This is a genomic window from Rhodococcus sp. WS1, from assembly GCF_003797745.1.
Lineage (GTDB): Bacteria > Actinomycetota > Actinomycetes > Mycobacteriales > Mycobacteriaceae > Rhodococcus_F > Rhodococcus_F erythropolis.
Window position 1 is genome coordinate 89558 of sequence record NZ_RKLZ01000001.1, and the last position, 15904, is coordinate 105461.

Genomic DNA, 15904 nt, shown 5'->3' on the forward strand with positions numbered 1-15904 from the left:
GCCGCGGAATCGTCGAAATCGACCGGGCCGTCGGGAGTGACGGGGAACTCACTTGGACTCACCCACCCAGCCTACGGCCAGAGCTTGTCGGTGCGCCCACTACTCTGGACGGCATGTCTGCCCCATTTAACTCTGCCCTGCTTGATGCGCTGAAACAGCGCGTTGTCATCGGCGACGGAGCGATGGGCACCATGTTGCAGGCCGCGGACCTCACCCTGGACGACTTCCTCGGCCTCGAGGGGTGCAATGAGATCCTCAACGACACCCGTCCCGACGTGCTCAAAGACATCCACCGTGCGTACTTCGCCGCTGGTGCCGATGCCGTCGAGACCAACACCTTCGGATGCAACCTGCCCAACCTCGCCGACTACGACATCTCTCACCGGATCCGCGAACTCGCGGAAAAAGGCACTGCTCTCGCCCGTGAAGTAGCGGACGAGATGGGACCAGGCCGCGACGGCATGGCCCGATTCGTACTCGGCTCGATGGGACCGGGAACCAAGCTCCCCAGCCTCGGGCACGCACCGTACGCAGTCCTTCGTGACGCGTACACCGAAGCTGCGCTCGGCATGATCGACGGTGGCGCCGACGCCATCCTCGTCGAAACCTGCCAGGACCTGCTTCAGGTGAAGGCGGCCATTCTCGGCAGTCAGCGCGCGATGGAGCAACTCGGACTGCGGTTGCCGATCATCACGCACGTGACGGTAGAGACAACTGGAACGATGCTCCTGGGCAGTGAGATCGGTGCGGCGCTGACGGCACTCGAGCCACTCGGTATCGACATGATCGGCCTGAACTGTGCCACCGGGCCGGCCGAGATGAGCGAACATCTCCGGCACCTGTCCAAGTACTCGACGCTGCCGGTGTCGGTCATGCCCAATGCAGGTCTGCCGCAGCTCGGCCCCAAGGGCGCCGAGTACCCGCTGACCGCCGACGAATTGGCCGAAGCCCTCAGTGGTTTCGTTTCCGAGTTCGGACTCGGCCTCGTAGGCGGCTGCTGCGGTACGACACCCGAGCACATCAGCGCGGTCGCCGACGCGGTCCGTCAGGTCGAGAAGGCCCAGCGCACCCCGATCCACGAGCCGAGTACCTCTTCGCTGTACTCGGCGGTGCCGTTCGAGCAGGACGCCAGCATCCTGATGATCGGTGAACGCACGAACTCCAACGGCTCCAAGGCTTTCCGCGAGGCAATGCTCTCCGCGGACTACCAGAAGTGCCTGGACATCGCCAAGGACCAGACCCGCGACGGCGCACACATGCTCGACCTCAACGTCGACTACGTGGGCCGCGACGGTGCCGCCGACATGTCGGAACTGGCCAGCCGTCTGGCGACGTCCTCGACGCTGCCGATCATGCTCGACTCCACCGAGCCTGCCGTGTTGCAGGCCGGTCTCGAACACCTCGGTGGCCGCTGCGCTGTCAACTCCGTCAACTACGAGGACGGCGCCGGCCCCGAATCGCGTTTTCACAAGATCATGACGTTGGTCAAGGAGCACGGCGCGGCGGTCGTCGCCCTGACCATCGACGAAGAGGGCCAGGCTCGCACCGCCGAGACCAAGGTCGCCATCGCCAAGCGTCTGATCGAGGACATCAAGGGAAACTGGGGACTCGCCGAGTCCGACATCATCGTCGACGCCTTGACCTTCCCCATCTCCACCGGTCAGGAAGAGGTGCGACGCGACGGCATCGAGACCATCGAAGCCATCCGTCAGCTCAAGGCTGCGTACCCGGAACTGCACTTCACCCTGGGTATCTCGAACATTTCGTTCGGTTTGAACCCGGCCGCACGGCAGGTCCTCAACTCGGTGTTCCTGCACGAGTGCACCGAGGCAGGTTTGGACACGGCGATCGTTCACGCGTCCAAGATTTTGCCGATGGCGCGAATTCCGGACGAGCAGCGTGAAACCGCACTCGACCTGGTCTACGACCGTCGTAGCGAGGGCTACGACCCGCTGCAGAAGCTGATGGCTCTGTTCGAGGGTGTCTCGGCTGCGTCGGCGCGCGAGTCCCGTGCGCAGGAACTCGCCGGACTTCCGTTGTTCGACCGGCTCGAGCGTCGCATTGTCGACGGCGAGCGCAACGGCCTCGACGACGATCTCACCGAAGCGATGACGGTCAAGTCCCCGATCGAAATCATCAACGAGACATTGCTTTCGGGCATGAAGACCGTCGGTGAACTGTTCGGTTCCGGACAGATGCAGTTGCCGTTCGTTCTGCAGTCCGCCGAGGTCATGAAGGCAGCAGTTGCGTTCCTCGAGCCGCACATGGAAGCGACGGACGACGACGGCAAGGGCCGCCTCGTCATTGCGACGGTCAAGGGCGACGTCCACGATATCGGCAAGAACCTTGTCGACATCATCTTGAGTAACAACGGTTACGACGTCGTGAACCTCGGCATCAAGCAGCCCATCGCGACCATTCTCGATGCTGCGATCGAGCACAAGGCCGATGTCATCGGCATGTCCGGACTGCTCGTGAAGTCGACAGTGGTCATGAAGGACAACCTCAAGGAACTGAACTCTCGCGGTGTCTCGGAACAGTTCCCGGTTTTGCTGGGTGGTGCCGCGCTGACGCGTTCGTACGTCGAGAACGATCTGCAGGAGGTGTACGAGGGCGACGTCAGCTATGCCCGCGACGCTTTCGAGGGTCTGAACTTGATGGACCAGATCATGACGACCAAGCGCGGCGGCGGCCCGGCGCCGGACAGCCCGGAGGCCATCGCTGCTCGCGAGAAGGCTGCCGAGCGTAAGGCTCGTCACGAGCGTTCCAAGCGCATCGCCGAAAAGCGTAAAGCTGCAGCGGTTCCCGTCGTCCTGCCGGAGCGTTCCGATGTCGCTACCGACATTGCGGTGCCGACACCGCCGTTCTGGGGCTCGCGCATCGTCAAGGGAATCTCTCTGTCCGAGTACTCGGGGCTGCTCGACGAGCGCGCTCTCTTCCTCGGCCAGTGGGGCCTTCGCGGTCAGCGCAAGGGCGACGGTCCGACGTACGAGGAACTGGTCGAGTCGGAAGGCCGTCCGCGGCTCCGGTACTGGCTCGATCGGCTGACGTCCGAGGGCATTCTCGCGCACGCCGCGGTTGTGTACGGCTACTTCCCGGCGATCTCGGAGGGCGATGACGTCATCGTGCTCACCGAACCGAAACCGGATGCACCTGAACGGTTCCGGTTCACCTACCCGCGTCAGCATCGCGACCGTTTCCTGTGCATCGCTGACTTCGTGCGCTCGCGTAAGGAAGCAGAAGCGACCGGTCAGGTCGACGTTCTTCCGTTCCAGTTGGTGACGATGGGTCAGCCGATCGCGGACTTCGCCAACGAGTTGTTCGCGTCGAACTCGTACCGTGATTACCTCGAGGTTCACGGAATCGGCGTCCAACTCACGGAATCTCTGGCCGAGTACTGGCATCGACGCGTTCGTGAAGAGCTTGTGCTCCCCGAGGGGCATACCGTCGCGGAGCAGGACCCGACCGAGGTTGCCGGCTACTTCGATCTCGAGTACCGCGGCGCTCGTTACTCGTTCGGATACGGCGCGTGCCCGGACCTCGAGGATCGTGCCAAGTTGGTGGCGTTGCTCGAACCCGAGCGAATCGGCGTCGAATTGTCCGAAGAACTGCAGCTGCATCCCGAGCAGTCCACGGACGCTTTTGTCCTGCACCACCCGGAAGCAAAGTATTTCAATGTCTGAGTTGTTGACCGAGGTATCCGAATCGACCCTCGGTGGTGTCCTGTGGGACATGGACGGCACCCTGCTCGATTCGGAGAAGCTGTGGGACATCGCGCTTCGTGAGTTGTCCCTACGCCTGGGCGGACCGATGACGGAAGCGACACGCATCGCCGTCATCGGTGCGTCGAGCCCCTTCGCTCTGGCGACGGTGTTCGACGCGCTCGGCCTGGAGAAGCATCCCGATGCCGTCGCCGAGGCGAAGGACTGGATGTACACCCGCGTCGGCGATCTGTTCGAGGACGGCGTGACCTGGCGGCCGGGTGCTCGCGATGCACTGGCGACCGTGCGTGACGGTGGTCTGGGTTCTGCACTGGTCACCAACACCGAGCGAGTACTGGTCGATCGGGCACTCGGCATGCTCGGCCGTGAATTCTTCGACCACTCGGTGTGCGGCGACGAGGTTCCCAACGGAAAACCGGCGGCGGATCCGTACCTGCGCGGAGCGCATCTGCTCGGACTCGAACCGGCGCAGTGCCTCGCGATCGAGGACTCGCCGACCGGTACTGCGTCGGCAAGCGCCGCGGGTTGCGCGGTGCTCGTCGTTCCGTGTGAGGTCGATGTCCCGGCGGGTCCTGGACGCGTGTTTCGAGAGTCTCTGGTGGACTTGTCCATTCACGATCTTCACGACGTTCACTCGAGCGCGGCACGTTAGGCGGGATTTGCTGTGGCTATTCCGAAAATTGTTCTGTTCTACCAGTTCACGCCGTTGGCGGACCCGGAAGCGATCAAGCTGTGGCAGCACAGCCTGGCCGAGTCCAACAACCTGACGGGCCGGATCATCGTCTCGCCTCACGGAATCAATGCGACGGTCGGCGGAGACATCGAGGATGTCAAGCGATACGTCCGCGGAACGCGTGGCTACGAGCCGTTCCGTACCGCTGACATCAAGTGGTCGGACGGACTCGGAAACGACTTCCCTCGCCTCAGCGTCAAGGCTCGCTCGGAGATCGTGACGTTCGGAGCCCCCGACGAGCTGAAAGTCGACGAGAACGGTGTTGTCGGTGGCGGAGTTCATCTGGCGCCCAAGGAACTACACGAACTCGTCGACAGTCGCGGTGACGACGTTGTGTTCTTCGACGGCCGCAACGCCTTCGAAGCCGAGATCGGCCGCTTCCGGGATGCGGTAGTTCCGGACGTCGCCACCACCCGCGATTTCGTCGACGAACTCGACAGTGGAAAATACGACCATCTCAAGGGCAAAGCCGTAGTCACCTACTGCACTGGCGGAGTGCGCTGTGAGGTGTTGTCTTCGCTGATGCGCTCACGCGGCTTCGACGAGGTCTACCAGTTGGACGGCGGAATCGTCCGTTACGGCGAGACTTTCGGCGACCGGGGCCTCTGGGACGGCTCCCTGTACGTGTTCGACAAGCGGATGAACATCGAGTTCTCATCCGAAGCCAAGACACTCGGCGTGTGTGTCGATTGTGGTACTCCGACACCGCGGTACCGCAATCGGATCGACGGCGACGGCCGCACCCTCGAATTGCTCTGCGAGAGTTGTTCACCAGACCTCGAGCAGGACTGAGTAGTGCCCAAGGCTCCGTTGCCGATCCGAAACGGTCTCGGACCCGACCGGCTGCGGATGCCGGCGGAGTCGTCGGCGCATACCGTCCTCGAGCATCTGATCGGCGAGCACCCGGGGGAGCGGGACCTGTGGGCGGACCTCGTGAATGCCGGAGACGTCGTCGACGAGCACGGGCGGAAGATCACGAGCCGAACGCCCTACCAGCCGACCCGTTTCGTGTACTTCTACCGCGAACCGGCCCCCGAGATTCCGGTTCCGCACGAGATCGAGATCTTGTACCGCGACGACTCCATTCTCGTGATCGACAAACCGCACTTCCTGGCGACCATTCCACGGGGAGCGCATATCGTCGAAAGCGCCGTCGTGCGACTGCGTCGTGATCTGGATCTTCCGGACCTTGCGCCCGTTCACCGCCTCGACCGAATGACGGCGGGCGTCATCGTGTTCACGGTGACACCGGACCTACGACGGCCGTACCAGGAACTTTTTGCCGAGCAGCGAATCGTCAAGGAATACGAGGCGATTGCAGGCTTCGATCCGGAACTGACTTTCCCTCGCACGGTGCGTAGCCGCATCAACAAAGTTCACGGCGAGATGACGGCTACCGAGATCGATGGCGAGCCGAACAGTGAGACTTCGATCGAACTGATCGAGACGATCACCGACTCGGCCGGCCGGACTCTCGGCCGATACAGGTTGCTCCCACGGACCGGCCGTACCCATCAGCTTCGGCTGCACCTCAACTCGCTGGGCGTCCCGATCGTCGGTGACAACTACTACCCCGAGTACCTTCCCGCGGTGCCCGGCAACTTCTCGAGTCCGTTGCGATTGTTGGCGCGGGCGTTGGAATACCCGGATCCGATCACCGGGCAGACTCGCAGGTTCGTGAGTTCGCGCAGCCTCGACGCAGGCCTGTGAACACCGCTGTTCGTGGGCGTGTGCAAACCGCTTCCGTCCTCGTGAAAGAATGTGTACCCGTGAAGACCTTCGAATCCTTGTTCGCCGAATTGACCGAGCGTGCTGCTACTCGCCCCGAGGGGTCCGGCACTGTCGCCGCCCTCGACGCCGGTGTGCATGCTCAGGGCAAAAAGGTCATCGAGGAAGCCGGTGAAGTGTGGATCGCTGCGGAATACCAGAGCGATGAGCAGCTAGCCGAGGAAATTTCCCAGCTGCTGTACTGGACGCAGGTGTTGATGGTCGGTCGCGGACTGACCCTCGAGGACGTGTACCGACATCTGTGATCGGAGCTGACCAGCGAGATGTTCGCCATCTCGCTCGTCCAGGGCTTCCGATTCATGTCGTCTCACGTCACCCACACCTTCCGAAAGGACATCCACCATGCTGCGCGTAGCAGTTCCCAACAAAGGCTCACTGTCCGAGTCCGCCGCCGAAATTCTCAGCGAGGCCGGCTACCGCCGACGCACCGATTCCCGTGATCTGACGGTCCTCGATCCTGCCAACCAGGTCGAGTTCTTCTTCTTGCGTCCCAAGGACATTGCGATCTACGTCGGCTCCGGTGAGCTGGATCTCGGCATCACTGGTCGTGATCTCGCCGGCGACTCGGGCGCTCCCGTATCCGAGCGTCTGTCACTGGGCTTCGGCCGTTCGTCGTTCCGCTACGCAGCACCGGCAGGCAAGGACTGGGCCGTTGAGGATCTGTCCGGCCTGCGCATTGCGACGTCGTACCCGAACCTTGTCCGCAAGGACCTCACCGATCGCGGACTCGACGCAACCGTCATCCGTCTCGACGGAGCAGTGGAGATTTCGATTCAGCTCGGTGTCGCCGATGCGATCGCCGACGTGGTCGGGTCGGGTCGTACTCTCCGCCAACACAACCTCGTTGCTTTCGGTGAATCGCTCTGCGATTCCGAAGGTGTCCTGATCGAGCGCACCGGCGCTCCGCAAGACGATCCCGCACGCAATCAGCTCATCGAACGCGTACGCGGAATTGTCTTCGCGCAGCAGAATCTGATGATCGACTACGACTGCCCGCGCACCATCCTCGACGACGCCATCAAGATGACTCCGGGTATGGAGTCGCCGACCCTCTCGCCGTTGGCTGACCCCGACTGGGTCGCGGTTCGCGCGATGGTTCCGATCAAGGGACACAACCAGGTGATGGATGCCTTGGCGGAACTCGGCGCCAAGGCCATCCTCGCGTCGAACATCCGCTCGGTACGCGCTTTCTGATCACTGTCTGAATAGATTTACGCGCATTCGCGCCCGTTCCCGGAAATCAGGAACGGGCGCGAATCTGCAAAGTCTGGGCGATACGGCCGACGGCGCCCTGCTCGTCGTAGAGCACTCCCGCACACATGCCGACGCCGTCCGGACCGGTCGTGGTTTCGGCGGCGACACCGACCCACTCGCCCTCGGGCACACGGAAGATATGCACCGTGAGATCGGTGTTGAGGAACGTCCAGTGCTCAGGGTCGAGCTTGGCGCCGACGCCGTTGGAGATGTCGGCCACCGCGAACAAACGCTCGAGGGCAGACATCTTCTCGCCCTCGACCAGCTCGGGCTTGGGGCGCGCCCATACCTTCCCGGTTCCCACGCACCCGATCGGAGCAATCCAGGACCAGTCGAGGGTCTTGAGATAGCCGACGCTCCAGAGACCCTCGAGAACGCCCGGGGTGCCGCTGTCACGGGGTTCGAGCGGGGGATCGACTACGTGGACGACCTCGCCGGTATCGACGGTCTCCATCCGCCATGCCGTACCGCGCGCAACCGCGCGGGCAGATCCGTCGGCGGTGGTTGCCCACAGCTCGGCGACGATCAATTCGATTCGGCGACCGGGGCGTTCGATCCACGACCGGACTTCGAGGTCGGCAATCGGAATGGGCCCGAGAATCTCGACGACGACGCGCGTCAGACGGGTTTCGTCGCGCGCACCGCACCGCTCGAGGGCTCGTACCAACAGCGCCGACGGGGGAGCACCGTGCTGCAGTGTCGGGCCCCAGATGCTGACTGTCGCCTGCGTGCTCGCGAACCGCTCGTGCCCTTCCTCCGTGGTTCCGAGGTAGCGGTAGTACGAACTGTCCGTCATGTTATGAATTCTCCTTTGCAACAACAGGTTCGGCGCTCAGCAGGTCCGGCCAACCTGGATACGGCGGTGGTGTTCCGCCGAACGAGGGGCACAGTGACTTGTGATCGCACCAGTCGCACAGTTTGCCAGGCTTGGGTCTGAAGTCTCCGGTCGCACCTGCCGCGAGGATCGCCTTCCAAATGGCGGAGAGGGTCCGCTCGAATCGAATGAGCTCGTCGTGATCCGGGGCGTACGTGAGAATCGAGCCGGAGGCCAGATAGATCAGGCGCAGTTGCGCGGGAACGATTCCGCGAGTGCGCAGTAGTACGAGCGCGTAGAACTTCATCTGGAAGAGCGCTTTGGACTCGGTGAACTCGCGGGGTGCCTTTCCGGTCTTGTAGTCGACCACCCTCACCTCACCGGTCGGTGCAACGTCTATCCGGTCGACGAAGCCGCGGAGTCGAACGCCGTTCTCCAATTCGGTCTCGACGTAGACCTCGCACGCCTCGGCATCGAATCGAGTGGGATCTTCGAGCGTGTAGTACGTCGCGACGAGCTTGCCGACTTCGCCGAGAAACGCGTCCAGCTCGTCTTCCGGAATCAGATCAGCTGCCTCGGGAGACTCGGCACTGACACGTTCCCACGCGGGACGGACGAGTTCGGCTGCGCGATCGGGAACCCGGTGACCGGTCGGGAGTGCAAAAAGCGCTTCCAAGGCCGCATGGACGACGGTGCCTCTGACCTGGGCTCTGGTAGGTGTTTCCGGAATTCTGTCGACCGCTCGGAACCGGTAGAGCAGGGGGCATTGCTTGTAGTCACCCGCACGCGAAGGAGAGAGCGCCGGCCGACTACGCGGGCGCTCCTGTGATGTTGCACCCGTTGGAGTGGGGGTTGGCAATTCGACAGAGCTCACACCTGGCAGGCTATGCGGTTGGTCCGACAACTCCGTCGGAGCCGGTGGCGAGGACACCGGAAACAAGCGAACAGGGATCATCTGCGCATGGCGAACGAGCTGCAACCAGAAGAAGGCACGACCGAAGTGGATGAGGTTGTGCAGTCCGCTGTCGCCGAGATTCCCGAACAAGAGCTTCCAGAAGCTGATCTCACTGCGCCGGGCAAGCGGCCGTCGGGGCCGTTTCGCGTCGGCGACCGAGTCCAGCTGACCGACGGCAAGGGACGCCACTACACGATCGTTCTCGAGGCGAACCGCGAGTACCACACCCACAAGGGCGGAATCGTTCACAACGATTTGATCGGCGCCGACGAGGGCAGCGTCGTCAAGTCGGTCAACGGCACGCCCTACCTCGCCCTGCGCCCGCTACTGGTCGACTACGTGCTGTCCATGCCGCGCGGTGCACAGGTCATCTACCCGAAGGACGCAGCTCAGATCGTCCACGAAGGCGACGTGTTTCCAGGAGCACGCGTGCTCGAAGCCGGAGCCGGCTCCGGCGCACTGACGTGTTCACTACTGCGTGCCGTCGGACCCGAGGGCAAGGTCATCTCCTACGAGGTCCGCGACGATCATGCCGAACACGCGGTTCGCAACGTCGAGACCTTTTTCGGTGAACGTCCGCCGAACTGGGAACTGACCATCGCCGATCTGGCGGAGTTCGATCCGGAAGCGCACGGCGGCAAGGTCGATCGCGTCGTACTCGACATGCTGGCTCCATGGGACGTCCTGCCCGCCGTCTCGAAGGCGCTCGTGCCAGGCGGCGTGTTGATCGTCTACGTCGCGACCGTTACTCAGCTCTCGAAGGTCGTCGAAGCGATGCGTGAGCAGGAATGCTGGACCGAGCCACGGTCGTGGGAATCGATCGTGCGCGGTTGGCACGTCGTCGGTTTGGCGGTGCGTCCCGAGCATCGGATGCAGGGCCACACCGCGTTCCTCGTGAGCGCTCGTCGTCTGGCCGAAGGAACGGTCACCCCGAAGCCGCAGCGGCGCGCGGGCAAGGGCTCGAACACGGCAGCCAAGTAGTCACACGAAAACGACAAGAGCGGCGATCCGGATACCGGATCGCCGCTCTTGTCGTAGCTGGAAGTTATGCGGTGCAGGAAGCGCGGCCCATTTCCAGTAGCACGCATGCCGAGGTGTCGGACAGCTTCCAGGATCCGTCTTCGAGCTCCCAGGTCCACGGGGTGGCCGGTGCGGCGCCGTGCGGGCTGACGACGGCGACGTCTGCGGTTGCGGTCTGACCGTCGACCTTGACGTTGTCCACGTTGAACGTGATTGCGTAGGCCGGGTTACCGCCCAGCGCAGCACTCATCGTCTCGATGTTGGCCTGACGCTTGGTTCCGTCGACCACCAGAGCGGTCTTCTCCTCGATCGGCTTGGCCGGATCGATCAGAGCGACGAGCGAAGCGTTGAGCTCCTCGGCCGTCGGAGCCGTTGCAGCAGCGGCAGCAGGCGTCGTAGCGGAAGCCGAGGCCTTGGCCGTGGTGCTCGAGGCGGCGACCGAAGTCGAGCTGGCAGCCGTCGAATCCTTGTTGTCGTCCGAGCTGCATGCACCCATGGTCAGGACGGCAGCGACGGCACAAGCGCTGATGAGAGTCTTGCGGATGATCACAGCGTTACCTTTCGTTGTAAAGAGAGACAGGCGCTGTCTCCATCTTGTAGGCAAGGCTAACATGACCAAAACCTGGCTCGAGACCAGTCGGCACGGTCCGTACTCAGGTGTGAATTCGCACTCGCGCACCGTGTCTGGCGACACTTGGGGCCTTATGCCGGTAGCGTTGATGGATCGCACTGGGAGGAGACGCACATGAGCTCGACAGAGAACCCGGATTCGGTTGCGGCAGCAGAAGAACTCCACGCGCTACGAGTGGAAGCACAAGTACTGCGCCGACAACTTGCACAATCGCCGGAGCAGGTGCGTGAGCTGGAGTCGAAGGTGGACTCGCTGTCCATCCGAAACAGCAAGTTGATGGACACCCTCAAGGAGGCCCGTCAGCAGCTCATCGCACTTCGTGAAGAAGTCGACAGACTCGGTCAGCCGCCGAGCGGTTACGGAGTCCTTCTCTCGGTACACGAGGACAAGACCGTCGACGTGTTCACGTCGGGTCGCAAGATGCGATTGACGTGCTCACCGAACATCGACACGGACACCCTTGCCCTCGGACAGACGGTGCGCCTCAACGAGGCACTCACCATCGTCGAGGCCGGCACCTACGAGCAGGTCGGTGAGATCAGCACGCTCCGTGAGGTACTCGACGACGGCTTGCGCGCACTGGTGGTCGGTCATGCCGACGAAGAGCGCATCGTCTGGCTCGCAGCACCGTTGGCAGCCGTCTTCGCCGACCCCGAAGCCGACATCATCGCGTACGACGCCGATTCTCCGACCAGGAAACTGCGTCCGGGCGACTCGTTGCTCGTCGACACCAAGGCCGGGTACGCCTTCGAGCGCATCCCGAAGGCCGAGGTCGAAGATCTGGTTCTCGAGGAAGTTCCGGATGTTCACTACGACGACATCGGTGGTCTCGGGCGTCAGATCGAACAGATCCGTGATGCCGTCGAACTCCCGTTCCTCCACAAGGACTTGTTCCACGAGTACTCGCTGAGGCCGCCGAAGGGTGTACTGCTCTACGGTCCGCCTGGTTGCGGTAAGACGCTCATCGCCAAGGCCGTCGCCAACTCGTTGGCCAAGAAGATCGCCGAAGCTCGCGGTCAGGACAGCAAGGACGCCAAGTCCTACTTCCTGAACATCAAGGGCCCGGAACTTCTGAACAAGTTCGTCGGCGAAACCGAGCGTCACATCCGGATGATCTTCCAGCGTGCTCGTGAGAAGGCGTCCGAGGGGACGCCGGTGATCGTCTTCTTCGACGAGATGGACTCGATCTTCCGTACCCGTGGTTCTGGAGTCTCTTCCGACGTGGAGACAACGGTCGTCCCGCAGCTGCTCAGCGAGATCGACGGTGTGGAAGGGCTCGAGAACGTCATCGTCATCGGCGCTTCCAACCGTGAGGACATGATCGACCCGGCCATCCTGCGTCCGGGCCGACTGGACGTGAAGATCAAGATCGAGCGCCCCGACGCGGAATCCGCTCAGGACATCTTCTCGAAGTACCTGGTGGACGGTCTGCCGATCAATGCGGACGACCTCGCCGAGTTCGGTGGCGATCGCACCGCATGCTTGAAGGCGATGATCGTTCGCGTCGTCGATCGCATGTACGCGGAGAGCGAAGAGAATCGTTTCCTCGAGGTCACCTACGCCAACGGCGACAAGGAAGTTCTGTTCTTCAAGGACTTCAACTCGGGTGCGATGATCCAGAACATCGTCGACCGCGCCAAGAAGTACGCGATCAAGTCGGTACTCGACACCGGTGCTCCTGGCTTGCGTGTGCAGCACCTCTTCGATTCCATCGTCGACGAGTTCGCCGAGAACGAGGATCTGCCCAACACCACCAATCCTGATGACTGGGCACGTATTTCGGGCAAGAAGGGTGAACGGATCGTCTACATCCGCACACTCGTCACCGGTAAGAACGCCAGTGCCAGCCGCGCGATCGACACAGAGTCGAACACGGGCCAGTACCTGTAGCGAAACGAACACCGATCGGGCCGGCCACTCCACGGGAGTCGTCGGCCCGATCTGTGCGTCGCTGCCGTTCCCTCCGTTGCGATTGGACCGGTCGGTCGCGCTGGTTTAGAGTCCCGCCGTGCAGATACATCTTCGACACAATCCGTCGTCCACTGTCGCTCGCTGCTACCTCGCGCCCGGCGAACCGTTGCGCGTGGAGAGCGGGGCAATGCTCGCGCATTCCGCCGGCGTAGTTCTCGAAGCGAAGGCGCAGGGCGGCGTCCTGCAGGGACTCAAGCGGTCGATGCTCAGTGGGGAGTCGTTTTTCGTCACGACGTATACCGCTCCGCCGCAAGGTGGTTGGGTCGATGTGACCGGCGTGCTTCCCGGCGATCTGATCCCACTGACCATCACGTCCGATCGCCCGTTCTTCCTCAACCGTGGAACCTGGTTGGCCAACTCCTACGGCGTGACCGTCGAGTCCAAATGGGGAGGCATGTCCAACCTCTTCGGCGGTGAGGGTGGATTCGGTTTGCGGGCAAGTGGCGACGGTGAAGTAGTGCTGGCCGTCTACGGCGCGATCGACGTCATCGACTTGCAGCCAGGCGAGACGGTCACGATCGATACCGGTCACGTGGTCGCCTACGACCTCGGGATGAACTTCAACATGCGGCGCGCCGTTCAGGGGCGCACCATTCAGTCGATGAAGTCCGGTGAAGGATTTGTCTTCGACTTCACCGGCCCAGGACGTGTTCTCGCGCAGACCCGCAACCCCAGCGCGTTTGCTGCTTGGCTCTCGGCGATCACCCCGGGCTGATCACGGTCGCGGCAGTGTTCAGTCCCAGCGGTGTTCAACTCCAGCGGTGTTCAACTCCAGCAATAGTCGGCCAGCAGAGCGCGTGAGTCCGGAACGAACGGCCACGACGGGTCCTGCAGGTGGGCGCCGAGTTCTTTCGGCGTCCACCACCAACCTTCGGCGATCTCGCTGGGTTGATGTGCCATCGGCCCGTCGTATCTGAGTTCGAACGCAAACAGGTGACAGCGCAACGGAGAGTTGTTCCACTCGCCGTCCCAGGAGATTCGAGCGATCTCCGTCAGTTGGAGTGGCTGATCTGCTGTTCCGAAGATTCCGAGTTCTTCACCGACTTCACGGATCGCGGTTTCCTGCGGCGTCTCACCTGGATCAACGACACCTCCGGCAAGACAGTCGTGATAGCCACCGAACACCGCTTTCATGTCGGTTCGGCGATGGACGTAGATGCGGGAGCCGTCCCCGGTGCGAACCAGGACGCCCGCACTCGCGTGCCAGAGCCCACCCGAGTAGACGACGGAACGTGGTGCTCGGCCGATCGGATTACCCGTCCGGTCGTACACGGCGACTACCTCGTCCGCGGGATTCAGGTCTGCGGTGAGAGGTTGGTGCATTCCTCCAACTGTGCCACGCCTGTGGGTGCCGCGCCGCAATCACATAGGCTCTTGTGTCATGCAGCGGATCATCGGTGTCGAGGTCGAATACGGAATATCTTCACCCAGTGAGCCGTCGGCGAATCCGATTCTCACTTCAACCCAGGCGGTGCTTGCCTACGCCGCCGCAGCGGGCGTGCCACGGGCCAAGCGCACACGCTGGGATTACGAGGTCGAATCTCCGCTGCGAGATGCCCGAGGCTTCGATCTGGGGCGAATGAGCGGTCCCGCTCCGGTGATTGACGCGGACGAGATCGGCGCCGCGAACATGATTCTCACCAACGGGGCACGGTTGTACGTCGACCACGCCCATCCGGAGTATTCGGCCCCCGAGGTCGCCGACCCGCTCGATGCCGTGATCTGGGACAAGGCCGGCGAACGAGTGATGGAGGCAGCTGCGCGGCATGCCTCCAGCGTGCCGGGTGCCCCACGGTTGCAGTTGTACAAGAACAACGTCGACGGCAAGGGTGCGTCGTACGGCACGCACGAGAACTATCTCTGCTCGCGTGACACCCCGTTCGCCTCGATCGTGACCGGCTTGACGCCGTTCTTCGCGTCCAGGCAGGTGATCTGCGGTTCCGGTCGTGTGGGTCTCGGTCAGTCCGGCGACGAGGCCGGATTCCAGCTTTCGCAGCGATCCGACTACATCGAGGTCGAAGTAGGCCTCGAGACCACGCTCAAGCGCGGAATCATCAACACCCGCGACGAACCGCACGCGGATGCGGACAAGTACCGCCGGCTGCACGTCATCATCGGTGACGCGAACCTCGCGGAGATGTCGACCTACCTCAAGGTGGGAACAACCGCGCTGGTACTCGACCTGATCGAGGCGGGCGTCGACCTCACCGATCTGCAACTGGCACGTCCGGTCACCGCCGTCCACCACATCAGCCACGACCCCACTCTTCGCAAGACCGTTGCGCTGGCCGACGGTCGTGAACTGACGGGGCTTGCGCTGCAACGTATTTACCTCGAACGGGTCTCGAAGTTCCTCGATCGCGAGGCGGATCGTGATCCGCGAGCGGACGATATCGTCGCCAAGTGGGCGATGGTTCTCGATCTCCTCGAGCGCGATCCCATGGAGTGCGCGAACATCCTCGACTGGCCGGCCAAACTGCGTCTGCTCGAAGGTTTCCGCAATCGTGAGGGACTCGCGTGGTCGGCTCCGCGATTGCATCTGGTGGATCTGCAGTACTCCGACGTGCGACTCGACAAGGGCCTCTACAACCGTCTGGTTGCTCGCGGCTCCATGGAGCGGCTTGTCACCGAACAGCAGGTTCTCGACGCGGTCACGAACCCTCCCACCGACACTCGCGCATACTTCCGTGGCGAGTGCTTACGCCGATTCGGTGCCGATATCGCGGCCGCGAGCTGGGATTCGGTCATCTTCGATCTCGGCGGCGAGTCGTTGATCCGCATCCCCACCCTAGAGCCGCTTCGAGGTACCAAAGCGCACGTCGGAGCGTTGCTCGACTCCGTTGACAGCGCCGCGGAACTGGTTGATCAGCTCACTCACTGAAACAGCCGATGCGGCTCGCCGTCGCGTCTCTCCACACCTGACGGTGCCGCTCGGTAGGGTGAAGGTCCGAGCGGGATCAGTTACCGACTCTGCTGGGCCGAACAGGATGCTCGCGAGAGCTCCCTTCACACAAGG

The 15904-nt window shown here is 62.7% G+C and carries 14 protein-coding genes; 10 read left to right on the forward strand and 4 right to left on the reverse strand.

Features of this window, described 5'->3' with window-relative positions:
• Positions 1-113 precede the first annotated feature (113 nt).
• From metH to hisG, 6 genes are all read left to right on the forward strand, one after another.
• Entirely contained in the window at positions 114-3683 is a 3570-nt protein-coding gene (gene metH / locus EEB12_RS00430) for a methionine synthase (protein ID WP_020907816.1), read from the forward strand.
• Complete coding sequence (locus EEB12_RS00435) at positions 3676-4374, forward strand: HAD family hydrolase (protein ID WP_141487255.1); 699 nt, start codon at positions 3676-3678, stop codon at positions 4372-4374. The genes metH and EEB12_RS00435 overlap by 8 nt, the downstream gene beginning before the upstream one ends.
• A 12-nt stretch (positions 4375-4386) precedes the next feature.
• Positions 4387-5247: a rhodanese-related sulfurtransferase gene (locus EEB12_RS00440; RefSeq protein WP_003944828.1), complete on the forward strand. Its 861-nt coding sequence runs from the start codon at positions 4387-4389 to the stop codon at positions 5245-5247.
• Positions 5248-5304: 57 nt separating this feature from the next.
• Positions 5305-6165, forward strand: a complete 861-nt coding sequence (locus EEB12_RS00445) for a pseudouridine synthase (protein ID WP_410055702.1) — start codon at positions 5305-5307, stop codon at positions 6163-6165.
• 59 nt (positions 6166-6224) lie between these two features.
• A complete protein-coding gene (locus EEB12_RS00450) occupies positions 6225-6488 on the forward strand; it encodes a phosphoribosyl-ATP diphosphatase (RefSeq protein ID WP_003944933.1) in 264 nt (87 codons plus the stop codon).
• Positions 6489-6585: 97 nt separating this feature from the next.
• Positions 6586-7437, forward strand: coding sequence for an ATP phosphoribosyltransferase (hisG, locus tag EEB12_RS00455; RefSeq protein ID WP_003944905.1), 852 nt, complete (start codon positions 6586-6588; stop codon positions 7435-7437).
• A gap of 46 nt (positions 7438-7483) precedes the next feature.
• On the opposite strand, the gene EEB12_RS00460 is transcribed toward hisG, so the two are convergent.
• Together EEB12_RS00460 and EEB12_RS00465 are read right to left on the reverse strand one after the other, a co-directional pair.
• Entirely contained in the window at positions 7484-8293 is an 810-nt protein-coding gene (locus EEB12_RS00460; RefSeq protein WP_019748522.1) for a thioesterase family protein, read from the reverse strand.
• Between the two features lies 1 nt (position 8294).
• Complete coding sequence (locus tag EEB12_RS00465; RefSeq protein WP_372436839.1) at positions 8295-9185, reverse strand: RecB family exonuclease; 891 nt, start codon at positions 9183-9185, stop codon at positions 8295-8297.
• Positions 9186-9323: 138 nt separating this feature from the next.
• Between EEB12_RS00465 and EEB12_RS00470 the strand changes: the two genes are divergently transcribed.
• Positions 9324-10247, forward strand: a complete 924-nt coding sequence (locus EEB12_RS00470) for a tRNA (adenine-N1)-methyltransferase (RefSeq protein ID WP_007729892.1) — start codon at positions 9324-9326, stop codon at positions 10245-10247.
• 64 nt (positions 10248-10311) lie between these two features.
• On the opposite strand, the gene EEB12_RS00475 is transcribed toward EEB12_RS00470, so the two are convergent.
• Positions 10312-10836 (reverse strand): hypothetical protein, encoded by a 525-nt coding sequence (locus tag EEB12_RS00475; protein WP_021344326.1) that lies wholly within the window; start codon positions 10834-10836, stop codon positions 10312-10314.
• Positions 10837-11031: 195 nt separating this feature from the next.
• Between EEB12_RS00475 and arc the strand changes: the two genes are divergently transcribed.
• Together arc and EEB12_RS00485 are read left to right on the forward strand one after the other, a co-directional pair.
• On the forward strand, positions 11032-12807 hold the full coding sequence (arc, locus tag EEB12_RS00480) for a proteasome ATPase (RefSeq protein ID WP_003944870.1): 1776 nt from the start codon (positions 11032-11034) through the stop codon (positions 12805-12807).
• A 118-nt stretch (positions 12808-12925) separates the two neighbouring features.
• Positions 12926-13603, forward strand: coding sequence for a TIGR00266 family protein (locus EEB12_RS00485; RefSeq protein WP_003944961.1), 678 nt, complete (start codon positions 12926-12928; stop codon positions 13601-13603).
• Between the two features lie 50 nt (positions 13604-13653).
• On the opposite strand, the gene EEB12_RS00490 is transcribed toward EEB12_RS00485, so the two are convergent.
• Positions 13654-14211, reverse strand: coding sequence for an NUDIX hydrolase (locus EEB12_RS00490; RefSeq protein WP_021333487.1), 558 nt, complete (start codon positions 14209-14211; stop codon positions 13654-13656).
• 58 nt (positions 14212-14269) lie between these two features.
• On the opposite strand from EEB12_RS00490, the gene dop reads away from it, so the two are divergent.
• Positions 14270-15769: a depupylase/deamidase Dop gene (gene dop, locus EEB12_RS00495; RefSeq protein WP_019748516.1), complete on the forward strand. Its 1500-nt coding sequence runs from the start codon at positions 14270-14272 to the stop codon at positions 15767-15769.
• Positions 15770-15904: the final 135 nt, after the last annotated feature.